Here is a 26,751-nt window from a genome sequence, read left to right as displayed (position 1 = left end):
CTACGTGGCCGCGCGGGCGCCGCTCTCACGAATACCCAGCAGGCACAGCACGATGGCGAGCGCGCCATAGGCCCCGACAAATTGCCACACCAGCGCACGCGACGCGGGATCGAGCAGCCAGGGCAGATACACCGCACCGATCGGCTGCACCGAATGAATCACGCCGAATGCCGTGAGCACACCGCCAAGCGCGACGATGCCCGCCGCCTTACGCACATGGCCATCGATCATGGCGACGACAAAGCTGGCCCAGACCATCGAGGTGATGATGAAGCCGTTACCGAGGATGACGATCACCGCCATATCGGAAATGCCGTGGCTGCCATCGCCGAACAGCGTGGCGAAGTGCGCGGGATCGACGACCGACGGATCACCGAGCTTGATCGCCAACATGCGTGCGATAGCCGGGAAGAAGCTGAAAACCACGGCGGCGGCGTAGCGCAGTGGTACCGCTTCGAATGCCTGCACGGTGATGCCGATGGCAACGAACACCAGGATCGGCGCCAGCACCGCGACCGGCAACAGCTCCACCAGGTTCGAGAGGTAGCCGAACACGCCACCCAGCCCGATGATCAGGCCGGTGACCAGCGTGTAGCCGGTGCGCGCGCCCATCGCCTTGTACGCCGGCTGGCCGATGTAGGGCGTGGTCTGCGCGACACCACCGCAAATACCTGCGACCAGCGTAGCCAGCGCCTCCACCAGCAAGATGTCGCGGGTCGAGTAGTCGTCGCCTGCCGCGCGGGCACTCTCGGTCACGTTGATGCCACCGACCACCATGAGCAGGCCGAACGGCAGGATCAGCGGCAGGTAGGGCACGGTCGCCGGCAAGCCCGCGAGGAAGCCCAGCGACGGCCAGGGGAAGCCCAGGCGCCATTCCCATGCCGCAGGGGCGTGGTAACCCGTGCCGAGTAGCCCAAGCGGCCCCAGGCCGTAATACAGCGCCACGGCGACGACACCCGCCGCCAGGACGCCCGGCGTGCCGAACGGGAGCCGCCGCTTCGCCACCAGGGCGTACAACACGATGCCCAGCCCGGCGAAGCCCACGACCGGCACGCGCATGATCTCGACCAGCGGCAGGAAACCCATCAGCACAAGCGCGATGCCGGCGATGGAGCCCAGCAGGCCAGCGCGCGGTACCGAGCGTTGCACCCACGCACCGAAGAACGAGAGGATGAACTTCAACACGCCCATGACCACCAGCGAGGCCATGCCGAGCCGCCAGGTGGCTTCGCCCGCCGCGACGGGATCCAGTCCGGAGGCCTTGTAACCCACGAAGGCCGGGCCGAGCACCAGCAGGGCCATGGCGATGCTGGTGGGGGCATCCAGGCCGAGCGGCATGGCGGTCACGTCAGCCCTGCCCGTCCGGGCGGCCAGGCGCCGCGCCATCCAGGTGTAGGCGAGGTTGCCCAGCAATACGCCCAGCGCCGTGCCCGGGAACATGCGCCGGTACACGATATCCGACGGCATGCCGAAGATGCCGACGAGCGCCGTGGCAAGGAAGGCGAGGATCGAGAGGTTGTCGACGACGAGGCCAAGCACGCCGTTGAGGTCACCACCGCCGAAGGCCCGGCGGCGCGCGGTCACGGAAGGCGTAGCCATCAGAACGACACCTCGGCCGGCTGGGTGACGCGCAGGACCGACTGATCGCCCGTCTTCGCCTTCCACGCGGCGCGGATCGCCTCGACGTCGGCCCGGTGTGCGGGTGTATCCGGGTACATGAGCAACAGGAGCTTCGAACGCAGGCGCTCCGGCTGGGCCTGGCCCTTGCCCTGCCACTGGCCGTACACGTCGACGACGGAGAGGCCATCCGGGAAGCGCGAGGTCACTTCGCGATCCAGGAACGCACGCCAGCCGGCTTCATCGACGCCGCTGTTCGTACCTTCCAGTCCGAGACCGAAGTAGAGCTCCGTACGCACCCAGCCCGCAGTGCTCGACGGATGGGCGGCATCGCCAGCGAGCGTCGAAGACGCGGCGGTCGACGGGGCGCCATGGCCCTGCGGCGTCACGCAACCCGCGAGCAGGAGCGATGCGGCAAATACGAGGCCTGCAATGGTTTTCATGCGTTATCCGGAACGAATGGGTTATGGACGTCCATACGGCCAGACGTCCGAGCTATTGACACAGCCTACACTGCGATGCAACAAATGTCGCACATTCCGCACGATCCTGCGGACCCCAGGGCACCATGACACGCACCTCGACCAGCCAGCAAGCCATGCCGGGCCGCCACGCGGCTTGCGGGCGATGTTGCCTGGCCAGCATGGCCTGACCACCGGAACCCAGCGGTTCCCACCCTGCTTTGACGCGCCACCCGCCACGACAGCGGGAACGACGGCGCACGCCCCATACCAGGACCCCCGATGCGCCGCTCCCGCCTTGCCTTTGCTATCGCCGCCGTTGTAACCACCACCGCCGCGCAGGCCCAGCAGGCCGACAAGCCTGCCGCCACGACACTCGACCAGGTGGTCGTCACCGGCACGCACGCCCGCGACCGCACCGTGCTGGACTCGCCGGTGCCGATCGATGTCCTCACCCCGGAAGACCTCCGCGCTGCCGGCGCCGTGAATGGCGAGCTCGGCCAGGCGCTGGCGACGCTCCTGCCCTCGTTCAACTTCCCGCGGCAATCCAATTCGGGCGGCTCCGACCACGTGCGCGCGGCCCAGCTACGCGGCATGAGCCCGGACCAGGTGCTCGTCCTCGTGAACGGCAAGCGCTTCCACACCTCCGCCCTGGTCAATACCGATACCAAGATCGGCCGCGGTACGACACCGGTGGATTTCAACGCTATCCCCATCAGCGCCATCAAGCGCATCGAAGTGCTGCGCGACGGCGCGGGTGCCCAGTACGGCTCGGACGCCATTGCCGGCGTGGTGAACATCATCCTCGACGACTCTCCCTCGGGTGGCGAAGTGGACGCTACGTACGGGGCCTACCACACGCATTTCCGCCCGGGCGACCGGGATATCACGGACGGACAGAGCAGCTACGTCAGCGCGAAGGCTGGCACCAAACTCGGCAGCGATGGCTTCCTGCGCGGCGGCATCGAAGGCAACAACCGCGACGCCACGAACCGCGCCGGCCCCGACCAGATTCCTTCGTGGGAGAACCCCTCCCCCGCCAACCTGGCCCTCCAGGGCAAACGCAACTACGCGGCAGGCGATCCGCGCAACGAGAACTACAGTGGCTGGTTCAACGCCGAACTGCCTTTCAGCGACGGCGTGCGCGGGTATGCCTTCGGCACGTATACGCGGCGGCGCACGGTCGGCGACAACTACTTCCGCTACCCCGATAGCGACGCCAACGTACCGTCGATCTACCCCGACGGTTACCGCCCCGAGTCGCTGGGCTACAACCGCGACGTCAACGTGACCGCTGGCGTGCGTGGCCGTGCGGGCGAATGGGATATCGACGGCAGCCTCACCTGGGGTCGCAACACCTTCGACTACGACCTGCGCGATTCGGTAAACGTCTCGCTGGGCGACGCCAGCCCCACGCATTTCGACGTGGGCAAGTACGAGAACAGCCAGGGCACGGCAAACCTCGACCTCACCCGCACCGTCGGGCTGGGTAGCCAGCTCTTCACCCTGGCCACCGGCGCCGAGTTCCGCCGCGAAGGCTTCCAGACCTTCGCCGGCGACCCGGCGTCCTACGCAGTAGGCCCCATCATCGGCGCACCCACCGGTGCGCAGGCGGGTGGTGGCCTGACCCCGCAGGACACGGCGGATCTCCACCGCAACGTCGCTGCCACGTACATCGACTTTTCCGGCGACGTGACGGATCGCTTCTTCGCCGATGCCGCCGCGCGTTATGAGCACTACAACGATTTCGGTAGCGCATGGACCGGCAAGCTCAGCGGCCGCTACGCGTTCAACGATGCCATCGCGCTGCGTGGCGCCGTATCGAACAACCTGCGCGCGCCTTCGCTCAGCCAGGTCGGCTTTGAATCCACCACCACGGGCTACGGCGCGAACGGCGAACTCGTGCAGGGACGCGTGCTTTCCGTGAATAACCCGATCGCACGTGGCCTTGGTGCCACCGATCTCAAGGCTGAGAAATCGCGAAACATCAGTCTCGGCATTACCGCACGCGCGGGTGACCGCTTCGATGCTTCGCTGGATATCTATCGCATCGATGTCGACCACCGCGTCACGCTGTCGGAGACTATCGCCCCCGATGGCCTCGAGGACTACATCGCCGCGCGCTTCGGTGCCCAGGGTGTGCAGAGCGTGTCGTTCTTCACCAATGCGGTCGATACGCGCACGCGTGGTGCCGAGCTGGTCACGAACTACCGGCAGCCTGTCTACGGCGGCAACCTGACGCTGACGGCGACGTATAGCTACAACCGCACGTCGATCCGGAAAGTGCGCGACACGCCCGCCGCGCTGGCGGAACTTGGCGCCGATGCGGTGCTGTTCGGCGTGGAGGAGCGCAATACGTTGACCGACGCGGCGCCGCGGCAGCGTGGTTCGTTTACGGCGCGCTGGGATCATCCGCGCTGGTCGTTGCTTGGCCGGCTGACGCGCCAGGGTGCGACGACGCGTGTGTTCGATTTTGGCGATGGCTTTGTGCCGAAGCAGACGTATGGTGCGCGCTGGCAGCTGGATGCGGAGGCGGAGTGGCATGCGACCGATGGCCTGTCGCTGGCTCTCGGCGGCCAGAACATCACGGACCAGTACCCGAAGCGCTCGATTCCTGACATCGCCTATGCGGGCAATTTCCCGTACGACGTGATCTCGCCGATCGGTACGAATGGCGCGTACTGGTATGGACGGCTTCGTTATGCCTGGTGACTGGGGCTCAAGGCGATAGGGCTCGCCTTCGGCTTCGCGTTGGGCTGGCTCGGCCTTTGGCCATCGCGTTGGCGCTCGGACGTCTCCGGAAAGAGCCCTTGGCGCCCACCCTCGCTGCTCAGACAAGTCTCCAACGTTCGACAGGGATGCCCCTCCGGGGCCATGTACTTATTGCCCTACGGGCGCGAACCGGCGTGCGGACGGGGGTTTGAAACTCGCCATCCCTGGCTCGGTTTCAAACGACCGGCCATCCATGGCCGGCCCCGCCTGCGGCGGCTGTTCCCGTCCGCCCGCCTCGTCTCCGAAACTCGCCTCGAGGGTGGGCGCCAAGGCCTCTCGGACACACTGAGGTTTCATGATGGGAAAGCCACCGCCAGCAACACGGCCGACCTCGCGGCGCCCCACACCTGACAAACAACCGAAACACCCGGCCGTAGGAGCCCACCCTGTGGGCGACATCTTTCGCCTCAACGCTCAGGCCCTGTCGCACGGCACGACCGATCAGGGGCCAAGCGCCGCAAGATCCGGAATCTGTCGCGAACGGCGTCGCCCACAGGGTGGGCTCCTACAGGGGGTGGGTTTGTACCTCTGGCGAGAAGGCATGCCGCGACGGCCCCGTTGCCGGCTTTCCTCTCACGAAACCTCAGTGCCTCGGAGAGCCCTCGGCGCCCACCCTCGAGGCGAGTTTCGCAGGCGAGGGCGACGGGCGGGAACAGCCGCCGAAGGCGGGAGCGGCCATGGAGGGCCGCTCGTTTGAAACCGAGCCAGGATGGCGAGTTTCAAACCCCCGCCCGGCGACCGGTTCGCGCCCGTAGGGCAATAAGTACATTTGCCGCGTCAGCGGCACTCCTTTTCGAACGACGAGGACCTGTCTGAGCAGCGAGGGTGGGCGCCGAGGGCTCTCCTGCGACCACGTCCGAGCGCTAAAGCGATGGCCAAAGGCCGAGCCAGCCCAACGCGACGCCGAAGGCGAGCCGTATCAGGCAGGCACAAAAAAAGAGCCCGGCTTTCGCCGGGCTCTTTTGTGTTGCTACCGATCAGGAACGGATTACTGCTGAACCTGCAGTTCCGTACGACGGTTGCGAGCGCGGCCTTCGGCCGTGTCGTTCGTGTCGATCGGGTTGCTCTCGCCGTGGCCGATCGGGCCTTCCAGGCGATCGGCAGTGATGCCGTGCGAGGTCAGGTAATCGAACACGATCTTGGCGCGACGCTCGGACAGCGACTGGTTGTACGCATCCTTACCGACGCTATCCGTGTAACCAGCAACGGTGACCTTGACCTGCGGGTAACGCTGCAGGGTGTCGACAGCCTGGTCAAGGACGCCCAGCGACTCGCTGGTCGGCTCCTGCAGGGTCGGGCCGATGTTCGTCTCGCCCTTCTTCGGACGGTCGAACTTGAAGTTGACGCCGCGCAGGTCGATGACGACCTTCTGCGGGCAACCATCCGGACCAACGATGGTGCCAGCCGGGGTGGCCGGGCACTTGTCGTCGCAATCGTTCACACCGTCGCCATCGCTGTCGAGGGTGGAGCAATCCGGAGCGGCCGGGGGCGGAGCAGCGGCCGGAGCCGGAGCTGCCGGCGGCTCGCCGAAGCGCGAGACGATCGAGAAGCCGAGGAACCAGTCGCCGTAGCCGTTCTCGCCGTCGTTGGTCTTGTCGTCCCAATCGTAGCGGTAGCCAGCCTCAACGCGGAAATCCGAGCTGTCGGTGATGGTCTTCGACACGCCGACGCCGAGCTCAGCAGCCGGGGACCAGCCGTTGTCGGACGGGTTGTGGTGGTACGAACCCATCACGCCAGCGAGCAGGTACGGACGCCAGCTGTCCCACGCACCAGCGTAGAAGCGAGCGGCGACGCCGTAGCTGTTGTTCGCCCAGTGGCCGGTGCCATCGTTATCGCGCTTGGTGCGATCGGCAAAGATGTCGATCGAAGCGTTGCTCGAGATGAACTTACCGACGCCGAGGCCGTAGTAAACCTGGCGGCTGTTGGTGTTGCGGTCGGTGTCGTTGTAGTAACCGCCAACCGTCGGGGCGATGTACCAGCGGCCGTCATAGCCGTTACCCGCGGTGTCAGCGGATTCCTGCGCATGGACGGCACCCACGCCGCCCAGGGCCAAGCCGATCAGCAAAAACAAGCCCTTACGTTTCATCGGTGTCTCCTCATTATTGGTATTCGCGTCCGCGCTCCACCCCAGACGGAAATCGCGCGTCAAAACTCTTGTCGAATCCGGGGACTTAGGCTGTCCCTCGCTTTGTTACCCCTTCAACGGGCGGCGGCAGTTTAGCAAAAATCCAACATTTGAGCGAAGCCTGCCGCCAGCCGTTCATACTTGAGTCACGGCCATTATCAAGCCGTGAAGAGCGTCATGAACTCGTGAATGGGCATGGCATCAAGCTTTTCCGGCACGGAAGTGATGTTCAGGACCTTCTCAACGCGGTCCGCGGACATCTCGGCGCGCAGTGCGGATTCGAATTTCTTGAGCAAAACCGGAATGCCTTCGGCCCGGCGATTACGGTGGCCAATCGGGAAATCGATCGAGATTTTTTGCGTGCTGGTGCCGTCCTTGAAGAAAACCTGCACCGAATTACCGATGTAACGCTTTTCGGGGTCGAAATAATCCTTCGTAAACTGCGGATTCTCCACCACGGTCATTTTGTCGCGCAGGGCGTCGATACGCGGATCGGCGGCGATGTTGTCGTTGTAATCGTCGGCGGTGAGACGGCCGAAGATCAGCGGGACAGCCACCATGTACTGGATGCAGTGGTCGCGGTCCGCGTAGTTGGCCAGGGGGCCGGTCTTGTCGATGATGCGGACGCCGGCTTCCTGGGTCTGGATCTCGACGCGCTCGACCTCGTCGAGGCGGTGGCCGACCTCGGCGTGCAGCTTCATGGCGCACTCCACGGCCGTCTGGGCGTGGAATTCGGCCGGGAAGCTGATCTTGAAGAGGACGTTCTCCATCACGTAGCTGCCGAACGGACGCTCGAACTCGAACGCGTTGCCCTTGAAGGCCACGTCGTAATAGCCCCAGGTCTTGGCCGACAGGGCCGACGGGTAGCCCACCACGTTGCGGTACACGGCGTTGATGGCATGGGTGACGGCGCGGCGGCAGGCGTCGCCCGCGGCCCAGCTCTTGCGCGGGCCCGTGTTCGGGGCGTGGCGGTAGGTGCGCAGGGCGCCGTTGTCGATCCAGCTGTGCGAGACAGCCGTGGTGATCTGCTCCTTACCGCCGCCCAGCATGGCCGTGGTGACGGCCGTGGACGCCAGGCGGACGAGGATTACGTGATCCTGGCCGACGCGGTTGTAGCTGTTCTTCAGCGCGTAGCAACCCTGGATCTCGTGGGCCTTGATGGCGTAGCCGAGCACGTCGCGGACGGTGAGGGGCTTGCCGCCCTCCTTCACTGCCTTACGCGACAGGTAGTCGGCCACCGACAGGATGGCGCCGAGGTTATCGGACGGGTGGCCCCACTCGGCGGCCAGCCAGGTGTCGTTGAAGTCGAGGTAACGGACCTGGGTGCCGATGGCGAACGCGGCCTGGACCGGGTCGAGGACGTGCGAGGTGAACGGCACGCGGACGCCGTCTTCCATGGTCAGGCCCGGGACGATGGGGCCGAGGTGCTTCACGCAGTCCGGGAACTTCATGGCCAGCGCCGAGCAGGCCAGCGAGTCGAGCAGCATGTAACGCGCGGTGTCGTAAGCCTCCTTCGACTCGATCGTGTAATCGGCGACGTAGTTGGCGATGTCCACCATCGGCTGATCCGGGTCGGGACGCGTGGCGGAACGGATGTCGTGTGCGCTCATGGGCTTCACTCGCGAGGGTGTGGGTGGGAAAGCCGCACATTTTAGCCGGTGACCCCCCGGGGGTGTCTTGCCGCGCCGCAACCGAACCCGCAGAATGGGCGCACTACAACCCAAAGGGGAGTAGTTCCGCGGGGCACCCTGCCCCGTGCGCAACGATCGTCAGTACGGGCGCCACAGCGCCCCGGTCGTCGCGGCGGCTTCGCGCCGGGAACGAGACTTTTGCGGTGGAGACGGGCGCGCGTACCCGTCGCCGCCGCATTGGTCCACGAAGCGCGCGAAGGCAGCCCCATGGATTTCCTCACTCCTGAATTTTTCTCCGGCCTCGCCGCCATCATCCTGCTGGACCTGGTCCTGGCGGGTGACAACGCCATCGTCATCGCCCTCGCCGCCCGCAACCTCCCCCGCGAGCTGCAGAAGAAGGCCGTGTTCTGGGGCACGTTCGGTGCCGTCGCGCTGCGGATCCTGCTCACTTTCGCCGTGATCTGGCTGCTAAAGCTCCCGGGCCTGATGCTGGCCGGCGGCCTGCTGCTCCTGCCCATCGCCTGGAAGCTCCTCCAGCACGAGGACCACGATCCGGATATCGCCCCGGCGAAGGGCTTCTGGGCCGCGATCCGCACGATCATCGTGGCTGATGCCCTCATGGGCCTGGACAACGTGCTGGCCATCGCCGGCGCCGCCAAGGGCCACATGGGCCTCGTGGTGCTGGGCCTCGCCATCAGCGTCCCGCTGGTCGTCTGGGGCTCTACGCTCATCCTGAAGCTGATCGAGCGCTTCCCCATCGTGGTCTACGTTGGCGCGGCAGCGATCGCCTGGACGGCCGCCCGCATGATCGCCCACGACCACCTGCTTGCCCCGTGGTTCGAGGCGCGCCCGTGGGCGCCGTGGACGCTCGATGCCGTGCTGGTGGCCGGTGTGGTGGCCCTGGGCTGGTTCGGCCAGCGCAAGCGCCCCGCGACGACTTAACGCCCCTGGGCATAAAAAAGGCCGCCTTGAGGCGGCCTTGGATTCCCCCCGGCAAGGGTGGCGGGCCGGAGCCCGCCACCAACCGGCTGGTCAGAACCGGAAGCGCACGTAGGCGGCCGGTCCGTTGAGCTTCATGTCCAGGTCGAGATCGTAACGGCTCTTGTCCTGGTGGAGCTTGATCCGGGTGTAGGCGTATTCGGCACCGAAGCCGACGTTCTGCCACGGGAACCATTCAAGACCAATCGCTGTGTCGAAGATGTGGCCATTGAGCTGGCCACCATTCTTCTTCACGCCCGACGCATTGATGTACATGCGCCACTGGTCGTTAAACGCATGGCGCCAGCCAAGCTGCAGGTTGGGCGCCCAGGCATCGAGATCGGTGGACGAGCTCTGCGACTGGGTCTGGCCCAGCGCCGTCACCGACGCATCGATGCTGCCCTTCACCTTGTAGTACGCGGCACCCAGGCCGACGCCGAACACGTCGTTGCCCGTACCGAACCACCACTTGTACGCCGCGCTGCCGAAGCTGAACTTCAGGTCGCCCTTCGCGAAGGCCGAGGCCGTAATCGGTTGGCCGAGCACGTTAACGGACTCGTTGAACGTCTTCGAATGCGAGCGATCCACTTCGTACCAATCGAAGGTGAAGCCCTGGTGTTCGCCGATCAGGAAGTCGAGGCGCACGCGCGGCACCGCCTTGTGCTTCTTGAAGTCCAGATCTTTCTCGAGATTGACATCACCATTGCTGTTCAGGATTCGCGTCTGGCCACCGAGCGTGGTGTCGTTGCTGGTGTAGTAACCGCCAACCCACAGGCTGACGTTGTCGAGCGCGGGTGATTGGGATTTCTTCTCGCTGTCCTGCGCATGCGCGGCAGCACCGAAGAAGGCGAGCGATGCAAGGGCAAGTCCCGAGGCGACCTTGCCGAAACGTTTTTGACGAATGCGCATGTACGAAATTCCTGCCAAGTTTTTCGATGTGGTTGAAACCCCCGTTTGAAAGCTTAACGATCCGTTATGTGTGCATCGCGTGCACGGGAACCTCTGCGCGTTCGCATGCCGTTCATGCGCGCAGTGGTGGGAGCATGTGAACAGAGCATCGCCGACAGGGTCGCACCCGCCAGTCAAAAGGGCCGGGATACGAGGATCCCGGCCCTTTTAAAGCTCTCCCCTGGTGGGAGCGACCCTGTCGGCGATACTCTGCCTAGAGCGTGATCGGAACACGCACAGTGACGGTGGTGTCCGGTGTGTCGCGCGTCACACCGACGCCGAGTGTGATGTTCAGCGTTTCCTTTTCATTGAAGCGATACGAGCCGCCGATCAAGAGCGAGCCGAGCGTTGATCGGGCTGAACCCGCCAGTGGATGACCGTTTTGTTGCGTGCGACCCACGAAGGCCTGGTCGTAGCCAATGCTGATCGATGCCTTCTCGTTCAGCGACAAACCCATGCCGACGCTGATGTCCGCGATGTCGCCTGCCTTGATATCACCGAGGAATTGTTTGCCGGAACCGAGCACATTGCGGCTGACATCCTTGCGTTCGAAGTTGTGCAGATAGCTGAAGTTGCCGAAGAACACGACCGGGTCAGACGGATACAGCCAGGTCAGGCCGAGTTGCGCCGAGTAGAAGCCTGTGCCGGTGGGTGCCTTCAGTGGAAGGCCGGTGCCGGTGGTGTTCTGCACGCAACGCGTGACGCAATCGGTGGTGACCTCGAACGGGTCTTCACCCGTGCGCGACTTCGCGCGGAACCAGCCGATGTAATACGGCTTGTCCGCGCCACCATCGTTGATCTGATAACGCAAGGTCGCTTCAACGTCGCCGATGCCCTTGCCGCTGTTGGTAAACAGGTTGTCCTGGGCCGTGCCGGTGAATATCTCGCGACTGATCGTGTCGGTATGCGTATCCACGTACGGGACGCGCACCTCGAGTTCCATACGATTGGTCAGGCCATAACGGAAGGCCACCGCACCCGTCTGCGTCGTGGTCTTGACCTGGCGCACATCGACCAGGCCGATCAGGATCGCAGGGATCACCGTATACCCGACCAGCGACACGCGATCGCTCGACGAATAGCCGTACTGGTACGACGGCTCGATGATCAGTTTGTTGCGTGGCGTCAGCACGCCCGGCTGGTCGAAGATCGGCGCCACCTCCGGCGGCCGGTCATCCTCTGCCGGTCGCTTGCCCACCGGCTGCGTCGCCGCCACCGGCTGCGATACCGGGGCGCTGGGCGCGCCAGGCGCCGGGCTGCCCGGTACCTGGTCTTGCGGTGAAGGAGCACTCTGCGCGCCGGCCACACCCGGTGCGCCTGTTGCGCGAGCTTCTTCCAGGGCGGTCATGCCAACGGCCTTGCGCAGGTCGTTGTACGCCACCTCCTGGGAGGCCAGCTCGCGCTTCATCTGCTCCAGCTCGGCGAGCTGCTCAGCCATGCGGCTACGCATCGCGTCGATCTTTCGTCCTTGCGCTTCGATCTTTTCCTTTAGTGCGGGATCCACCGTCGCGGATTCCTGCGCGAGGCACGCGCCGATCCACATAGGTAAGACCGCGAGCGACAGTGCGCCCACGCACGTTTTTGCCTGCATCACCCTGCCATTGCGATACATGCGTTAGTTCCCCCGGAACTGGATCGTCGCATCCCTTATCGATTCGTCGATGCGCAGGTTCTGCAGCATCTGCGACGTATTCACGGAGGCGTCGATCTTGGTGGTGGCCGTGATGGCCTGGTTATCCAGTGCGTTCTGCACCACCAGGCTCGGCGACGAACCGCCCACGGGGGTGGTCATGCCAGCCAGGTTGGTCGGTACGCTGATCGCCTGGGTCGTGGAAGCGATCGCCGTCGTGGGTACCGACGCTTGCGCCGCAGCCGTCGATAGCGATTGCGACCCCGTGCTGATCGCGCTGCTCGTTACGCCAGCTACACCGTTCGTGACAAAGGTCGTCCCCATGATCGCGCGCAGGGCGTTAGCCTGGTCCACGGTGATCTTTGCCACGTCCGGGATATTGACGGACTGGCGGATGGCCTCGACACCATTGATCATCACCGTGCGTTCGAGGCCCAGTGATGCCTGCAGCTGCGAGCCCAGGTCGAAGCCGCCACGGATCGTATCCAGGCGTGCATCCGGCACCGCGTAGTTGACGGGAAAATCGGCCGCATGCAGCGATCCACATGCGCCTAGCGCGATCGCCGTGGCGATCAGGAGTCGTCGGGTGCTCATATATCCCCCGGTCCGCGCTTGGGCATCACGATGGGACCGAGGCCGTTGCGCTCTATGCCCTCGGAAATCGGTGCCGCGGGCGCGACTGCCCAGTCGCGCGGACTGTTGAAGATGGCGCGGTCGCGTTCGTTATGGATCACGAAGACAATGTGGTTTTTCCACATGTCGTCGAAGCGCCGTTTGGACATGGACCGCGTGCCACGGGCGGGGTCGCCGATGAGGACGCGATCGTTCTTGTAACCCTTAACCACCACGAAGTGGTGGTAGCCGCGCTCGTCGATCAGCACGATCGCGGGGATCCCCTCTTCGTCGAGCTTCTCCAGCGGTACGTCGAAGCCATCCGCAATGAAGCCGCGGGAGGCGAGGAACCGCTTGATATCGAGCAGCGAGAAGCCTTCGTGGGCAATCTTGTTGCGGTCGCCGCTCGCATACATCACATCGAACGCGGCCTGCTCGTCGATGGGGTATGCGTACTGGTAGGTAAGCAAGGTGGCGACAGCGGCGGAGCCGCAGCTGAAGTCGTACTTTTGGCGGATCGTGTTGCGGAAGCGCGCTTCTTTCAGGCTCGTCAGCTTCAGCGGGTAAGACACCGACGGGCTGGTCTGCACTTCAGCCTTGCCTGCCATGGCGAAAGGACTCGCCAGCAAAAGCAGTAGGGCAAGGGAGCAGGCCGCCTTCATCACTGCATCCTTACCGTCACGATGGTGTTGTTCTGGATGAGGACGTTGTTGCCGGAGTTCTGCACCGCCGTGTTGATGCCGGCCGAACTGTTGAACGCGTTGCCGCTGATGTTGTTCGCGCCGTTGCCGATACTGACGTTCGAGTTGTTATCGACGGTGCCGTTGCTTTCCTGGTTGGTGATGTTGTTCACGTGCGTATCCGTACCGCCCGTCATCGTCTGCAATTGCGCCACGGGTGTGGCCGTGCCAAACGACGCCGGTGGCTGCTCGCCCGGTGGCGACGCCTGTGCGCCCGTGGCAAACGCCGCGGCCAACACGGCGAGGGCGAGGTGCCTGTAGTGGGGTCGGAACATCGACATGGTGTGCTCCTGAGGCTGGGGATCCCCTGCGGATCACGGGGCACCCGGAGGTGCCCCGTGGTTCCATCGCTACGTACTGCCCAGTTACGGGCCGACGGACAGGTTGGCCTGGACGTTCACAGCCTGCTGGATCAGACCATTCGCACCGGAGTTCTGTGCGAGGTTGGCGATACCAGCGACGGAGGACGCCGCGCTACCCATGTCGTTTGCCATGCTGTACGTACCGGCGTTGACGTTGTTCCCACCGCCAGCACCGCCGCTACCACCGGCGCCACCCGCGTTCGAACCGCCCGAGCCATCGCCACCCGCCGCACCGGAACCGCCGGCGCCGCTCGCTGCCATGGCCGATCCGCCCGCACCGCTCGTGGCGCTACCGGCCGTCGACGTCGGCGACGAGTCACCTGCGGTGGATGCGCCACCCGTGCTGGCCGACGCACCGCCCGTATTGGTCGGCGATCCGCCCGTCGTGGTGTCGGCACCCGGGCCGCGGCCATTGGCACGTCCGCCAGCACCGCTGCCGTTGCCGCCGTCACCACTGGTACCGCCCGTCCATGCCCAGCTGCCGCCGTTGGCACTGGCACTGCCGCCGTCGGCGCTGCCGCCGGCCGCGCCGCGGGCGCGGGCGTTGCCACTGCTGGCACCGTCACCGCCGCTGCCGCCGTGGCCGCTGGCACCCCAGGCGTCGCCGCCCGCTGCGCCGCGTCCGCCATTGGCGTTACCGGTGTTCGACGCGATGTTGCCGAGGTTGTACGTGGTGTTGCCGGTCACCGTGCCGTTAAGCGTGGTGTTGGCAATGGCGTTGCTCGTGTTGAACGAGTTGGCCGTGGTGTTGGTGGTCGTGTTGGTGCTGGTATTGGTCGAGCTGTCATTGAAGCTATCGGCATAGGCTCGCGAATGACGCTGGGCCGAGGGGCCTGCGCCCCCGGTCTGGGTGTCGTCGGCCATGGCCGGCAGTGCGAATCCGATAGCGAGGCAGATCGCCGTGGCGATAAGGGTCTTACGCATGGGAGAATCTCCTGATGAGCGAGCGACGTGAACCCCTGTTTTTTCGGTATATCCGTGCGTCCTGCCAACGCGCCGGGTCACAGGAGGGAGCAAATTGCGTGCCTTGCGTCTTTCCTGCGGCGAGACCGCGCCGCAGCGCGCTTTGCGCGGTTTTCGCAAACTGAATGGATCGATGCCCGTGTAACGGGCCTGATACAGCCCGTAACGCGGGTGCGGCGACCCGAAAATGTCACTGTCGCGGCAGCCTTTGCTGCGGCCGCCCTTGCCCCGCAGGCCATCTCAGCGGATCATTCGAACGATCGTTTGAACCGGAGCCGCCGCCCGTGTCCTACCCGCACCTCCTCGCCCCGCTCGACCTGGGCTTCACCACCCTGCGCAACCGTGTGCTCATGGGCTCCATGCACACCGGGCTGGAGGACAAGGCCAAGGACTACGACAAGCTCGCGGCCTACTTCGCCGAACGCGCCGCGGGGGGCGCCGGCCTTATCGTCACCGGCGGCATCGCGCCCAACCTGCGCGGCTGGCTCAAGCCCATGTCCGGCACGATGTCGATGCCCTGGCACGTGGCCCGGCACCGCAAGGTCACCCGGGCGGTGCACGCCGAGGGCGGCAAGATCTGCATGCAGATCCTCCACGCCGGCCGCTATGGCTACCACCCGCTCTCCGTGGCCCCTTCGGCCATCAAGTCACCGATCACCCCGTTCACTCCGCGGGCGCTGAGCGCTGGTGGCGTGGAACGGACGATCAATGCCTTCGTCCGTAGCGCGAAGCTCGCCCGCGATGCCGGCTACGACGGCGTCGAGGTGATGGGTTCCGAGGGCTACCTGATCAACCAGTTCCTTACCACGCGCACCAACGCGCGCACCGACAAGTGGGGCGGCAACGCGGAAAACCGCATGCGCTTCCCCGTCGAGATCGTGCGGCGCATGCGCGAAGCCGTGGGCAAGGACTTCATCATCATCTACCGCCTGTCGATGCTCGACCTGGTCGACAACGCCCAGCCCTGGGATGACATCGTCACCCTCGGGCAGAAAATCGAAGCCGCTGGCGCCACGCTCATCAACACGGGCATCGGCTGGCACGAAGCCCGCGTCCCCACCATCGTGACCAGCGTCCCGCGTGGCGCGTTCGCCTGGGTCACGAAGCGGATGAAGGGCAACGTCGGTATCCCGCTCGTCACCACCAACCGCATCAACATGCCGGACGTCGCCGAGCGGATCCTCGCCGAAGGTGATGCCGACATGGTCTCGATGGCCCGCCCCTTGCTCGCCGATCCCCAGTGGGTGAACAAGGCAAAGGCCAACCAGGCGGCGACGATCAACACGTGCATCGCCTGCAACCAGGCCTGCCTCGACCACGTGTTCGGCAACAAGCTCGCTTCGTGCCTGGTCAATCCGCGGGCGTGCCACGAGACCGAACTAAAGATCCTGCCCACCACGGCGAAGAAGCGCGTCGCCGTCGTCGGCGCTGGCCCCGCCGGCCTCGCTGCCGCCACTACGCTCGCCGAGCGCGGCCACGCGGTAACCCTGTTCGATCGCGCCACCGAAATCGGCGGCCAGTTCAACATGGCCAAGCGGATCCCGGGCAAGGAAGAATTCCACGAGACGCTGCGTTACTTCGGGCACCGCCTCGATGCCACGGGTGTGGAACAGCGGCTCGGCACCGAGGCCTCGGTGGAATCGCTCGCCGCGGGCGGCTTCGACACCGTGCTGCTCGCGACAGGCGTGACACCGCGCGGCCTCGCCATCGAAGGCGCCTCGCATTCAAAGGTGTTGTCGTATCTCGACGTGCTGCAGGGGAACAAGCCGGTGGGCGCGAAGGTGGCAATCATCGGCGCTGGCGGCATCGGCTTCGATGTCGCCGAGTTCCTCACCGAAGCCGCGCCCTCCCCGACCACGGATGTCGCGCGCTGGTCGAAGGAATGGGGCGTGGATATGACGATGGCAACGCCGGGCGGCCTGATGAAGGCCACGCCGGAGGCACCGGAACGCCAGGTGTGGCTGCTGCAACGATCGGAGGGTCGCCCGGGTGGCCGCCTGAACAAGACATCGGGCTGGGTGCATCGCGCGACTTTGAAGAACAAGAAGGTGCAGATGTTCGGCGGTGTGTCGTACGAGCGCATTGACGACGAGGGCCTGCACGTCACGATGGATGGCAAGGCACACGTGCTGCCCGTCGATAACGTGATCGTCTGCGCGGGCCAGGAACCCAACCGCTTGCTGCACGAGGGCCTGGTGGCACGCGGTGTCGACGTACGCCTGATCGGCGGCGCTGATGTGGCGGCAGAGCTCGACGCAAAGCGCGCTATCGACAAGGCTACGCGGCTCGCTGCGGCGCTCTGACGAGCGGGCTCGCCTTCGGCTTCGCGGGGCTCGGCTTTCGCCATCGCTTTAGCGCTCGGACGTGGTCGCAGGAGAGCCCTCGGCGCCCACCCTCGCTGCTCAGACAGGTCCTCGTCGTTCGAAAGGGATGCCCCTCCGGGGCCATGTATTTGATTGGCCTACGGCCGCGAACCGGTCGCCGGGCGGGGGTTTGAAACTCGCCATCCTGGCTCGGTTTCAAACGAGCGGCCATCCATGGCCGCTCCCGCCTTCGGCGGCTGTTCCCGCCCGTCGCCCTCGCCTGCGAAACTCGCCTCGAGGGTGGGCGCCGAGGGCTCTCTGAGACACCGAGGGCGTGTGATGGGAGAGCCGGCACCACGGACGTGGCGGCTGGCCTTGTCGCTCGAGGTACAAACCCACCGACGTGCCCGCGACGTTCCCGTAGGAGCCCACCCTGTGGGCGACGCCGTTCGCGGCAGACCGCGGATCTTGCGGCGTCTGGCCCTTGATCGATCGTGCCGTGCGACAGGGCCTGAGCGTTGAGGCGAAAGATGTCGCCCACAGGGTGGGCTCCTACGGCCGGGTGTTTCGGTCGTTTGTCAGGTGCGGGACGCCGCCCGATCAGCCGTGTTGTCGGCGGTGGCTTTCCCATCATGAATCCTCAGTGTGTCCGAGAGGCCTTGGCGCCCACCCTCGAGGCGAGTTGTCGGAGACGAGGCGGGCGGACGGGAACAGCCGCCACAGGCGGGAGCGGCCATGGATGGCCGCTCGTTTGAAACCGAGCCATGGATGGCGAGTTTCAAACCCCCGTCCGCACGCCGGTTCGCGCCCGTAGGGCAATAAGTACATGGCCCCGGAGGGGCCTCCCTGTCGAACGTTGGAGACTTGTCTGAGCAGCGAGGGTGGGCGCCAAGGGCTCTTTCCAGAGACGTCTGAGCGCTACCGCGATGGCCAACGGCCGAGCCCGCCCAACGCGAAGCCGAAGGCGAGCCTTATCGAAACGCAGGCATAAAAAAAGCCCGGCTAGTGCCGGGCTTTTTTCAGACGCCAACAACCCCGATCAGCGCTTCTCGATCGGCACGTAGGTCTGGTCTTCCGGGCCCGTGTAGTTCGCGCTCGGGCGGATGATCTTGCCATCCTGACGCTGCTCGATCACATGCGCACTCCAGCCCGACGTACGCGCAATCACAAACAGCGGCGTAAACATCGCCGTCGGCACGCCCATCATGTGATACGCCGACGCCGAATACCAATCGAGATTCGGGAACATCTTCTTCTGTTCCCACATCAGCTTCTCGATCTTCTCCGACACCTCAAACAGACGCGGGTTACCGCCATCCGTGCAAAGCTTGCGCGCGATCTCCTTGATGATCTCGTTGCGCGGATCCGACACCGTGTACACCGGGTGGCCGAAACCGATGATGATCTCCTTGCGCTCGACGCGGGCGCGGATATCCGCCTCCGCCTCAGCCGCATCGCGGTAGCGCGCGATGATTTCCATCGCCACTTCGTTCGCGCCGCCATGCTTCGGGCCACGCAGCGCGCCGATGGCGCCGGTGATGCACGAATACATATCCGAGCCGGTACCCGCGATGACGCGCGCGGTGAACGTGCTGGCGTTGAACTCGTGCTCCGCGTAGAGCACCAGCGAGCGATCCAGCGAATGCGCGTGCAGTTCGCTCGGCTTCTTGCCGTGCAGCACGTGCAGGAAATGGCCGGCGATCGAATCGTCGTCCGTCTCGGTTTCGACGCGCTTGCCGTTGTGGCTGAAGTGGTACCAGTACAGCAGCATCGAGCCAAAGCTGGCCATCAGGCGGTCGGCAATATCACGTGCGCCGGTGACGTTGTGGTCATCCTTCTCCGGCAGCACGGTGCCAAGCACGGAAGCACCGGTGCGCATCACGTCCATCGGATGCGTGGCGGCGGGCAACAGTTCCAGCGCGCTCTTCACCGGGGCCGGCAGGCCGCGCAGACGCTTGAGCTTGGCGCGGTAGGCGTTCAGTTCCATCCAGTTCGGCAGCACGCCGTGGACGAGCAGGTAGGCGACCTCCTCGAACGAGCCCTTCGCGGCCAGGTCGTGGATGTCGTAGCCGCGATAGTGCAGATCGTTGCCGCTGCGGCCAACCGTGCAAAGCGCGGTATTGCCTGCCGTGACGCCCGACAGGGCAACGGACTTCTTCGGCTTCGGACCCGTGGTGGTTGCGGTGTCGCTCATGCGTGACTCTCCTTAACCCTTCTGCGAGAACAATGCGTCGAGACGACGCTCGTATTCGTGGTAGCCGATGCGGTCGTACAGCTCTTCGCGCGTCTGCATCGTATCGATGACGTTGCGCTGGTGACCGTCGCGGCGGATGGCGGTGTAGACGTTCTCGGCGGCCTTGTTCATGGCGCGGAACGCGGAAAGCGGATACAGGACGATGCCCACGCCGACGCTGCCGAGTTCTTCCGTGCTGAACAGCGGGGTCTGGCCGAACTCGGTGATGTTGGCGAGCACCGGCACGTTCAGCGCATCGGTGAAGCGCTTGTAGGTGGGCAGGTCGTAGGCGGCCTCGGCGAAGATCGCATCGGCGCCGGCCTCGGCGCAGGCGATGGCGCGCTCGATGGCGGCGTCGACGCCGTCGACGGCGATAGCGTCGGTGCGGGCGATCAGGAAGAAGTCCGGATCGGTCTTCGCATCGGCGGCGGCCTTGACGCGATCGACCATTTCGCTGGCGGTGACGATTTCCTTGCCCGGACGATGGCCGCAGCGCTTGGCGCCGACCTGGTCTTCGATGTGGCAGGCAGCGGCACCGAACTTGATCAGGCTCTTCACCGTACGCGCGATGTTGAACGCGCTGGGGCCGAAGCCGGTGTCGATATCGACCATGAGCGGCAGGTCGCAGACATCGGTGATGCGGCGGACGTCAGTGAGCACGTCGTCCAGGGTGTTGATGCCCAGGTCGGGCAGGCCCAGGGAGCCCGCGGCCACGCCGCCGCCCGACAGGTAGATGGCGCGGAAACCAGCGCGCTTGGCCAGCAGGGCGTGGTTGGCGTTGATGGCGCCGATGACCTGCAGGGGCGTTTCGGCCGCGAGGGCGGCCCGGAAGCGGCTACCGGCCGAGGGGGGCAAGGGCATGGAAAGTCTCCGCGTAAAGACCGGCATTTTAGCGCGGCCCTTTGATAAAGGATTGTTGCGGTGCGGTGGCCGGCCGGGCCGGCGGCCCGGATCGCGCGCTTGCGCGCGATCAGCCTAGCCGGTGGCCGCAGTCCGGCCCGCGTACGATCGCCTTGCGGATCTCTTCCAGCGCATTCGGGTCATCCAGGGTCGAGAGATCGCCCGGGTCCGTGCCCTGGAGCAGCGCCTGGAGCGAACGACGAAGCAGCTTCCCCGATCGGGTCTTGGGCAGCGCGCCCACCACGTAGATGCACCCTGGACGCGCCAGCGCACCCAGCAACTCGACCACGCGGCGTTCCATCGCCTTCGCCACGTCGTCGTGGTTATCGGTGACGCCCTGCTTCAACGTCGCGAACACCGCAGGCAGCTGCCCCTTCAGGTCATCCGCCACGCCAACCACCGCGACTTCGGCGACGGCACCCAGCGTGGCGACGGATTCCTCGATCTCGCGCGTGCCCAGGCGATGCCCGGCCACGTTGATGACATCGTCGGTGCGGCCAAGGATGAAGGTATAGCCGTCGGCATCGCGCACGGCCCAATCCAGCGAGCTATACAGCAGTTCCTTGAAGTGGCCGAAGTAGCTACGCGTATAACGCTCGTCATCGCGCCAGATGGTGGTTAGGCAACCCGGCGGCAGCGGTGGCTCGATGACGAGCACGCCCTTCTCGCCTGCGGGTTTGTCTTCACCGGTAGCGTCATCGATCACCCGCATGCGGTAACCGAACGTGGGGAATCCTGGCGAACCCGGCTTTACCGGTTTGAGATCGAGACCAGGCATCAACGACAACGCGGGCCAGCCTGTTTCGGTCTGCCAGTAGTTGTCGATGACCGTCTTGCCGGTGCCGCCCGAAAGCCAATCGTAGGTGGGCTGGTCGAGCGGTTCACCGGCCAGGAAGATCCACTTGAGCGCCGACAGGTCGTAGCGCTTCAGCCACGCATCGTCCTGCTTTTTCAGGATGCGGATGCCCGTGGGCGAGGAAAACATCGTGCGGACGCCGTACTGCTCACACAGCTTCCACCAGATGCCGGGATCCGGGTTCGTCGGCATACCTTCGTAGAGGATCGCGGTGCAGCCGCCCAGGAGCGGCCCGTACACGTTATACGAATGCCCTACCGCCCAGCCGACATCCGACGTGCAGAGGATGGCCTGGCCCGGTTGCAGGTCGAAGATGGTGGTCATCGAAAGCGCCAGCGCGACGGCATAACCGCCGACGTCGCGCTGCACGCCCTTGGGCTTGCCCGTGGTGCCCGAGGTGTAGAGCAGGTAACTCGGCTCGTTCGATTCGAGCCATGTGACCGGCACGACGGTGTCACGATGTACCGCGCGGCGCGTGGCGTAGTCGACATCGCGCCCCTCGACAAACGCCATGCCCTTATCGAGCCCACGGTTCACGACCAACACGTGCGGCGGCGGTGCGGCCGCTTCGCGCAAGGCGGCATCGACGAGCGGTTTGTAGGGAATGACCTTGCCGCCGCGCATACCCGCATCGGCACAGATCAGTAGCTTCGGCTCGGCATCGTCGATACGCAGGGCGAGGTTGTGTGCGGCGAAACCGCCGAAGACCACCGAATGGATCGCGCCCACGCGTGCGCAGGCGAGCATCGCGAAGACCGCCTCGGCGATGTTCGGCAGGTAGATGACGACGCGATCGCCCTTCGCCACGCCGAGCTCGACCAGGACCGCCGCGAAGGCGTTCACCTCGCGGTGGAGTTCGGCGTAGCTGATCTCGCGGGTGGTGTTCGTCTCGGTCGAGACGGCGATGATCGCCAGCTGGTCGCCGCGTGCGGCCAGGTGGCGATCGACGGCGTTGTGGCAGAGGTTGGTCATGCCGCCGACGAACCAGCGGCGGAACGGCGGGTTGGACTGGTCGAGGATCTTTTGGGGCGGCGTCTGCCAGTCGATCAACCGCGCCTGTTCGCCCCAGAAGGCTTCCGGGTCATCGACCGATTGCCGCCAGCTTTCCTCATAGCCCATCGTCGCGCCTCCGGTGGAGGCTTTCGAGGTTAACCGAGGTGGGGGCTGGGTGCTTTGCTACGTTGGTCGAAAGGGCGCTGCTTCGCCGCAACCCTTAATGCTTGCCCTGCCCCGGCCGCGCCACCTCGTACATTTCCCACGAAATCTTCTTCAGCAGCGCCTGGCGGTCGTCGCCTTCGGTATAGAGGTCGAAGTGAGTCTTGCCCGGCAGGAAGCGGATGTCGCTCTTCGCATGCAGGCCGTCCAGCGTGTCCTTCAGCAGCTTGGCGGAACCGTCGAGGTAGAACGTATCCGCGGTGCCGACGATGAGGTGGATCTTGCCGTCGAGATCCGGCTTCAGCGCGGGCCACTGCGTACGCAGGCGCTGGGCGATATCGAAGTGATCGCGCCAGTAAGCGACGACATTGGCGTCGACGGCACCCGTATCGCGATTGAACATCGGCATCGGCCGGCCGTCCTTGCCGCGCGGCGAGAACACCCATTCGAAGGAGGCGAGCTGGCCACCGTAAACGCCGAGCACGCGCTCAAGACGGGCAAAGGTTTCGAACGTGGCGATCACCTCACCCTTGTCGCGCACGAGCGGGATGGCGCTGCCGTCGGCGTGCTTGTACGCGTTGGCGTTCGGCGCGTAGAGATCGATGCCGGTGAAGTCGTGGAAATCGCTCGGGTCCGGCGACGTCGACCAGGTACCGCCGAAGATCTGCGGATAGCGCGTCTGCAGCCACAGCGTGGCCCAGCCACCTGACGAGTGGCCGTTGAGGAAACGGCCGCTGGTCTTGCCATCCATCCGGTAATGCGTTTCCAGCCACGGAATGTATTCGCTGGTGAGCGCCTGCCCCCACGGGCCGTTGTTCACCGAGTCGGCGAATTCATGGGTACCCGTAGGGCCGGATTCGTCGAGCAGCACCCAGATCATCGGGGGCATCTGGTTCTTCGACATGGCGTCCCACACGCTCGCGATCGTGCCTGCGTAGCGATCGAAGCTGCCGCCGAAGCCGTGCGTCACGTACACCACCGGGTACTTCGCCGTGCCCTGCTCGTAACCCGGCGGCGTCACCACCCACGCACGGATCGACAGCGGATGCCCGGCGAAGGCGGTAAGCGCCTTGCTTTCCAGCACTTCGGCGTGCGCGTGCTTGCGCGCTTCCGGCAACACATCGCGCACGGCCTGCGGCGCCGACGGCGGCAGCTGCCACGGATCGCGCTCGGGCACCCTCTTGCTCAGCTTGAGCACCGGGATGCTACCGCCCGCGGTGATTTTCACCGGGGTGACGTCACTGATGAGATCGCCACCATGACGGCCGCTGTAGTTGTAGTCGTGACCGACGTCGAGCACCGCCTGGAACAGGTAATCGCCCGGCGGCAGGCTGGAGAAGCCCGCGGGGAACGCTTCACCATCCGCGTCGAGGTCGACGGACTGGCCGGGCGCGATCCAGGTCACCTCGCGGCCGGCGACGGACACCGCCTTCGGCTGGAACGGGTTGGTGTCGACGGCTTCGACCTTGCCATCCTTTGCCGCGGCCTTTGCCTTGTCGGCGGAAGCGGCGAAGACGAGCAGGCGGCCCGACGTACCGGCATCGGTGGCGGCGCCGTCCAGCGTGACGCGGACGATGCGGTGGGCGAGCGGCGCGCTATCGGCGTGCGCTGCGGCACCGCAGGCGAGAAGCGCGAGCACGAGGGCCGTGCGGGCAGGCTTGAGCGTCATCGTGTGTTCCCCTTTCGTTTCGGCCGCGGCGCGGCAACGTGCCTGATCCTGCCATGCACCCCATGGGTGAGGAAATGCCGGATGGCATGGCCGGGAAAGGTTGGCGTGGCACCATGGTCCCTGCTTCCCCTGCCGAGGACACCCCAACGATGGATGCGGAATGGATCAGCCGGCACGCCCTGAGCCTCTGGGGCGTCTTGCTCGCCGCCGCCCTGATCGGTGCCGATGCCGTATGGCGCCGCGCCGTGCGCCGCCGTGAGGGCCAGGACGCCGCGGCCCTGGGCTTCCTGCGCCCGACCACGGCCGTCGCCGTGGTGGTCGCGGCGCTGGTGATCGCGTCGGTGATCGCGGTGGAAGTGCGCGAACAGGCGGGCCTGACCGTCTTCGACGCCCAGCTAGCGACCGACTTACGCGAAAACATGCCGCGCCCCGTGCTGCACGCCATCGCCTGGCTGACCCAGCTGGGCAACCCCATCGCCCTGGCGATCATCGCGGCGTTGATGACCATCGCCCTCGCCGTGCGCCGCCACCTGCGCCTGGCGGCGATCTGGCTGCTCGCCCTTGCCGGAACGGCGCTGATCAACAACGCGCTGAAGGCGTGGTTCCAGCGCGAACGCCCGCTGCATGACCACGGCTTCATCATCGAGCGCAGCTACAGCTTCCCCAGCGGGCACGCCTCCGGCTCCATGGTGTTCTACGGCATGCTCGCCTACCTGCTGCTCGTGCTCTGCCCTCCCCGCCTGCACCGCACGATCGTCGTGGCGGCCGTCGCGGTGATCACGCTCGTCGGGATCAGCCGCATCCTCCTCCAGGTGCACTACTTCAGCGACGTGATGGCGGGGTACTGCACGGGGCTCGCCTGGCTGACCCTTTGCGTGGGCAGCGCTGAGTATTTTCGTATGCGCGAAGGCCGTGCCGCGACCCGGTAATTTCATGCGAACAACACGCGGGCGATGGTCTCGTTAGCCGCATGCCCAATGACCTGCCCCTTGCCATCGTGATGAATGCCGGTTCGGGCCGCGGCGATGCCGAGGCCGCACGGCAGGTCATCCGTGAAACGCTGGAAGCGGCCGGCCGGCCGCACCGGTTCTTCCTCATCGATGAAGAGCACCCCATCAAGGAGGTCGTGGCCGAAGCCACCGCCCACGCCAAACGCGAAGGCGGCATCCTGGTGGCCTCCGGTGGCGACGGCACCATCAACTGCGTGGCCGGTTCCGCCTGGCGCGAGCAGCTTCCGATGGGTGTCCTGCCGCAAGGCACGTTCAACTTCTTCGGCCGCACCCACAACATCCCGGCGGATCCGCGTGAGGCCACCGAAGGCTTGCTACGCGGCACACTGCGCAACGTGCAGGTGGGCATGGTGAACGACCGCCTGTTCCTGGTGAACGGTAGCCTGGGCCTTTACCCGCAGGTGCTGGAGGATCGCGAAGCGTGGAAGCAGCGCTTCGGCCGCCACCGCCTGGTGGCCTTGTGGTCGGGTCTGGCAACCATGCTGCGTGGCTACCGCTCCCTGCGTATCGATGTCAGCGATGGCACCCAGACCAGGCAGCTGCGCACGCCCACGCTGTTCGTGGGCAACAACGCGCTGCAACTGGAAAAAATCGGCCTGCCCGAGGCGACGGATGTGTTCCGCAACGATGGCACGCTGGCCGGCCTGGTGCTGAAGCCGATCGGCAAGCTCACCATGCTCGGCTTGATCCTGCGTGGCGCCCTTGGCCGGCTCGGCGATGCGGAGCATGTCGTGAGCTTCCCCTTCCGCGAAATCACCATTACGCCGAAGCGCCGTCGCGAACGCTTCAAGGTGGCGGTGGATGGCGAGATCACCTGGCTGGATCCGCCGGTGGTCTTTCGCGCCGCGCCACGCCCACTCGTGCTGGTGACCGACGGAATGCGCCAGCCCGGGGAGGACCCGGGTTGAGCCTGCTGATCCAGATTTCCGATACGCACTTCGGTACCGAAAGGCCTGAGGTGGTCGATGCGCTGCGCCGGCTGATCACCACCCTGGGGCCGCAGCTCGTGATCCTTTCGGGTGATGTCACCCAGCGTGCGCGGCCCGCGCAGTTCGATGCGGCGCGGCGCTTCGTGGATAGCTATCCGTCACCGACCCTCGTGGTGCCCGGCAACCACGATGTACCCCTGTTCAACGTACTCGCACGCGCGTTGAATCCCTTTGGCGAATTCCGCCGCGTGTTCGGCAGCACGCTAGAGCCCATCCACTCAAGCGACGACGTGCTGGTGCTCGGGGTGAATACCGTCCGCGCACGCAGACACAAGAACGGCGAAGTCTCCGACGCCCAGGTCGCTCGTGTCGCGGCCCGCCTGCGTGAGGCGAACGACGCACAGCTTCGGATCGTCGTGACCCACCAGCCGGTTCATGTCATCCGCGAGAAAGACATCGCGAACCGGCTGATCAACCATGACGCCGCGATCCGTGCGTGGGCAGCCGCAGGGGCAGACCTCGTGCTTGGCGGGCATATCCACCTGCCGTACGTGCGGCCACTGAATACGCCGGAACGAAAGCTCGCCAGCGAGTTGTGGGCCGTGCAGGCCGGTACCGCCACCTCGACACGTATCCGCGAAGGCATCAGCAACGCCGTGCACGTCATCCGCCATGACGCTGCATCGGACCGCGCGGTATGCCTGGTCGAGCAATGGGATTTCGACGAAGGCCGCACCGAATTCAAACCCGGCCCGATCACCACCATCCCCCTCGACCGCTATAGCTCTCTGTAGGAGCGCGCTTGCGCGCGATCGGGGGTGAGGGAGAGCCGCAAGCCATGGGGGACTGGGGCGAAA

Annotated in this window: 20 protein-coding genes; 6 read left to right on the top strand and 14 right to left on the bottom strand. The window is 65.5% G+C overall.

The features are described from left to right. The gene (locus L2Y96_RS05940) at positions 1 to 1,599 is read right to left on the bottom strand and encodes a hypothetical protein (RefSeq protein ID WP_247333841.1); all 1,599 of its coding nucleotides are present in this window, start codon (positions 1,597 to 1,599) and stop codon (positions 1 to 3) included. Next, positions 1,599 to 2,060: a DUF3574 domain-containing protein gene (locus L2Y96_RS05935; RefSeq protein ID WP_247333830.1), complete on the bottom strand. Its 462-nt coding sequence runs from the start codon at positions 2,058 to 2,060 to the stop codon at positions 1,599 to 1,601. The genes L2Y96_RS05940 and L2Y96_RS05935 overlap by 1 nt, the downstream gene beginning before the upstream one ends. Positions 2,061 to 2,360: 300 nt before the next feature. On the opposite strand from L2Y96_RS05935, the gene L2Y96_RS05930 reads away from it, so the two are divergent. Continuing rightward, positions 2,361 to 4,790, top strand: coding sequence for a TonB-dependent receptor plug domain-containing protein (locus tag L2Y96_RS05930; RefSeq protein WP_247333828.1), 2,430 nt, complete (start codon positions 2,361 to 2,363; stop codon positions 4,788 to 4,790). 1,048 nt (positions 4,791 to 5,838) lie between these two features. On the opposite strand, the gene L2Y96_RS05925 is transcribed toward L2Y96_RS05930, so the two are convergent. Together L2Y96_RS05925 and L2Y96_RS05920 are read right to left on the bottom strand one after the other, a co-directional pair. Further along, entirely contained in the window at positions 5,839 to 6,936 is a 1,098-nt protein-coding gene (locus L2Y96_RS05925) for an OmpA family protein (RefSeq protein ID WP_247333827.1), read from the bottom strand. 197 nt (positions 6,937 to 7,133) lie between these two features. After that, the gene (locus L2Y96_RS05920; protein ID WP_247333825.1) at positions 7,134 to 8,585 is read right to left on the bottom strand and encodes a bifunctional 2-methylcitrate dehydratase/aconitate hydratase; all 1,452 of its coding nucleotides are present in this window, start codon (positions 8,583 to 8,585) and stop codon (positions 7,134 to 7,136) included. A gap of 288 nt (positions 8,586 to 8,873) precedes the next feature. Here L2Y96_RS05920 and L2Y96_RS05915 point away from each other — a divergent pair, with 288 nt between their 5' ends. Continuing rightward, the gene (locus L2Y96_RS05915) at positions 8,874 to 9,548 is read left to right on the top strand and encodes a TerC family protein (RefSeq protein ID WP_247333815.1); all 675 of its coding nucleotides are present in this window, start codon (positions 8,874 to 8,876) and stop codon (positions 9,546 to 9,548) included. 90 nt (positions 9,549 to 9,638) lie between these two features. On the opposite strand, the gene L2Y96_RS05910 is transcribed toward L2Y96_RS05915, so the two are convergent. The 6 genes from L2Y96_RS05910 to L2Y96_RS22955 form a co-directional block, all read right to left on the bottom strand. Beyond that, complete coding sequence (locus L2Y96_RS05910; protein ID WP_247333813.1) at positions 9,639 to 10,493, bottom strand: outer membrane protein; 855 nt, start codon at positions 10,491 to 10,493, stop codon at positions 9,639 to 9,641. A 253-nt stretch (positions 10,494 to 10,746) separates the two neighbouring features. Next, positions 10,747 to 12,123: a coiled-coil domain-containing protein gene (locus L2Y96_RS05905; protein ID WP_247333812.1), complete on the bottom strand. Its 1,377-nt coding sequence runs from the start codon at positions 12,121 to 12,123 to the stop codon at positions 10,747 to 10,749. 24 nt (positions 12,124 to 12,147) lie between these two features. After that, positions 12,148 to 12,756 (bottom strand): hypothetical protein, encoded by a 609-nt coding sequence (locus tag L2Y96_RS05900; RefSeq protein ID WP_247333810.1) that lies wholly within the window; start codon positions 12,754 to 12,756, stop codon positions 12,148 to 12,150. Next, positions 12,753 to 13,436 carry a C39 family peptidase gene (locus L2Y96_RS05895; protein WP_247333800.1) on the bottom strand — a complete coding sequence of 228 codons (684 nt, stop codon included), beginning with the start codon at positions 13,434 to 13,436 and terminating at the stop codon, positions 12,753 to 12,755. The genes L2Y96_RS05900 and L2Y96_RS05895 overlap by 4 nt, the downstream gene beginning before the upstream one ends. Next, positions 13,436 to 13,795: a hypothetical protein gene (locus L2Y96_RS05890; protein ID WP_247333799.1), complete on the bottom strand. Its 360-nt coding sequence runs from the start codon at positions 13,793 to 13,795 to the stop codon at positions 13,436 to 13,438. Before L2Y96_RS05890 ends, L2Y96_RS05895 begins: the two co-directional genes overlap by 1 nt. Before the next feature lie 84 nt (positions 13,796 to 13,879). After that, on the bottom strand, positions 13,880 to 14,800 hold the full coding sequence (locus tag L2Y96_RS22955; RefSeq protein ID WP_283248867.1) for a hypothetical protein: 921 nt from the start codon (positions 14,798 to 14,800) through the stop codon (positions 13,880 to 13,882). Between the two features lie 323 nt (positions 14,801 to 15,123). Between L2Y96_RS22955 and L2Y96_RS05880 the strand changes: the two genes are divergently transcribed. After that, positions 15,124 to 17,142 carry an NADPH-dependent 2,4-dienoyl-CoA reductase gene (locus tag L2Y96_RS05880; protein WP_247333797.1) on the top strand — a complete coding sequence of 673 codons (2,019 nt, stop codon included), beginning with the start codon at positions 15,124 to 15,126 and terminating at the stop codon, positions 17,140 to 17,142. Between the two features lie 1,039 nt (positions 17,143 to 18,181). On the opposite strand, the gene prpC is transcribed toward L2Y96_RS05880, so the two are convergent. From prpC to L2Y96_RS05860, 4 genes are all read right to left on the bottom strand, one after another. Continuing rightward, a complete protein-coding gene (gene prpC / locus L2Y96_RS05875) occupies positions 18,182 to 19,336 on the bottom strand; it encodes a bifunctional 2-methylcitrate synthase/citrate synthase (protein ID WP_247333795.1) in 1,155 nt (384 codons plus the stop codon). 12 nt (positions 19,337 to 19,348) lie between these two features. After that, positions 19,349 to 20,236: a methylisocitrate lyase gene (gene prpB, locus L2Y96_RS05870; protein WP_247333794.1), complete on the bottom strand. Its 888-nt coding sequence runs from the start codon at positions 20,234 to 20,236 to the stop codon at positions 19,349 to 19,351. 109 nt (positions 20,237 to 20,345) lie between these two features. Beyond that, entirely contained in the window at positions 20,346 to 22,250 is a 1,905-nt protein-coding gene (gene prpE / locus L2Y96_RS05865) for a propionate--CoA ligase (RefSeq protein ID WP_247333792.1), read from the bottom strand. Positions 22,251 to 22,344: 94 nt separating this feature from the next. Continuing rightward, positions 22,345 to 23,955 (bottom strand): alpha/beta hydrolase, encoded by a 1,611-nt coding sequence (locus L2Y96_RS05860; protein WP_247333791.1) that lies wholly within the window; start codon positions 23,953 to 23,955, stop codon positions 22,345 to 22,347. A gap of 38 nt (positions 23,956 to 23,993) precedes the next feature. Between L2Y96_RS05860 and L2Y96_RS05855 the strand changes: the two genes are divergently transcribed. From L2Y96_RS05855 to L2Y96_RS05845, 3 genes are read left to right on the top strand one after another with little or no spacing between them, the layout of a single operon-like run. Beyond that, the gene (locus L2Y96_RS05855) at positions 23,994 to 24,884 is read left to right on the top strand and encodes a phosphatase PAP2 family protein (RefSeq protein ID WP_247333790.1); all 891 of its coding nucleotides are present in this window, start codon (positions 23,994 to 23,996) and stop codon (positions 24,882 to 24,884) included. A gap of 41 nt (positions 24,885 to 24,925) precedes the next feature. Continuing rightward, positions 24,926 to 25,873: a diacylglycerol/lipid kinase family protein gene (locus L2Y96_RS05850; RefSeq protein ID WP_247333789.1), complete on the top strand. Its 948-nt coding sequence runs from the start codon at positions 24,926 to 24,928 to the stop codon at positions 25,871 to 25,873. Beyond that, on the top strand, positions 25,870 to 26,688 hold the full coding sequence (locus tag L2Y96_RS05845; protein WP_247333787.1) for a metallophosphoesterase family protein: 819 nt from the start codon (positions 25,870 to 25,872) through the stop codon (positions 26,686 to 26,688). Before L2Y96_RS05850 ends, L2Y96_RS05845 begins: the two co-directional genes overlap by 4 nt. Positions 26,689 to 26,751: the final 63 nt, after the last annotated feature.

It is taken from the genome of Luteibacter aegosomaticola (assembly GCF_023078475.1).
Classification (GTDB): domain Bacteria; phylum Pseudomonadota; class Gammaproteobacteria; order Xanthomonadales; family Rhodanobacteraceae; genus Luteibacter; species Luteibacter aegosomaticola.
Note: the sequence above shows the minus strand (reverse complement) of the source record. Positions and strands in the feature narration are given on the sequence as shown.

Excerpts from the sequence above, each read along its gene's own strand:
- L2Y96_RS05940 (WP_247333841.1), bottom strand. The coding sequence starts at position 1,599 with ATGGCTACGCCTTCCGTGACCGCGCGCCGCCGGGCCTTCGGCGGTGGT.
- L2Y96_RS05935 (WP_247333830.1), bottom strand. The coding sequence starts at position 2,060 with ATGAAAACCATTGCAGGCCTCGTATTTGCCGCATCGCTCCTGCTCGCG.
- L2Y96_RS05930 (WP_247333828.1), top strand. The coding sequence starts at position 2,361 with ATGCGCCGCTCCCGCCTTGCCTTTGCTATCGCCGCCGTTGTAACCACC.
- L2Y96_RS05925 (WP_247333827.1), bottom strand. The coding sequence starts at position 6,936 with ATGAAACGTAAGGGCTTGTTTTTGCTGATCGGCTTGGCCCTGGGCGGC.
- L2Y96_RS05920 (WP_247333825.1), bottom strand. The coding sequence starts at position 8,585 with ATGAGCGCACACGACATCCGTTCCGCCACGCGTCCCGACCCGGATCAG.
- L2Y96_RS05915 (WP_247333815.1), top strand. The coding sequence starts at position 8,874 with ATGGATTTCCTCACTCCTGAATTTTTCTCCGGCCTCGCCGCCATCATC.
- L2Y96_RS05910 (WP_247333813.1), bottom strand. The coding sequence starts at position 10,493 with ATGCGCATTCGTCAAAAACGTTTCGGCAAGGTCGCCTCGGGACTTGCC.
- L2Y96_RS05905 (WP_247333812.1), bottom strand. The coding sequence starts at position 12,123 with ATGCAGGCAAAAACGTGCGTGGGCGCACTGTCGCTCGCGGTCTTACCT.
- L2Y96_RS05900 (WP_247333810.1), bottom strand. The coding sequence starts at position 12,756 with ATGAGCACCCGACGACTCCTGATCGCCACGGCGATCGCGCTAGGCGCA.
- L2Y96_RS05895 (WP_247333800.1), bottom strand. The coding sequence starts at position 13,436 with ATGAAGGCGGCCTGCTCCCTTGCCCTACTGCTTTTGCTGGCGAGTCCT.
- L2Y96_RS05890 (WP_247333799.1), bottom strand. The coding sequence starts at position 13,795 with ATGTCGATGTTCCGACCCCACTACAGGCACCTCGCCCTCGCCGTGTTG.
- L2Y96_RS22955 (WP_283248867.1), bottom strand. The coding sequence starts at position 14,800 with ATGCGTAAGACCCTTATCGCCACGGCGATCTGCCTCGCTATCGGATTC.
- prpC (WP_247333795.1), bottom strand. The coding sequence starts at position 19,336 with ATGAGCGACACCGCAACCACCACGGGTCCGAAGCCGAAGAAGTCCGTT.
- prpB (WP_247333794.1), bottom strand. The coding sequence starts at position 20,236 with ATGCCCTTGCCCCCCTCGGCCGGTAGCCGCTTCCGGGCCGCCCTCGCG.
- prpE (WP_247333792.1), bottom strand. The coding sequence starts at position 22,250 with ATGGGCTATGAGGAAAGCTGGCGGCAATCGGTCGATGACCCGGAAGCC.
- L2Y96_RS05860 (WP_247333791.1), bottom strand. The coding sequence starts at position 23,955 with ATGACGCTCAAGCCTGCCCGCACGGCCCTCGTGCTCGCGCTTCTCGCC.
- L2Y96_RS05850 (WP_247333789.1), top strand. The coding sequence starts at position 24,926 with ATGCCCAATGACCTGCCCCTTGCCATCGTGATGAATGCCGGTTCGGGC.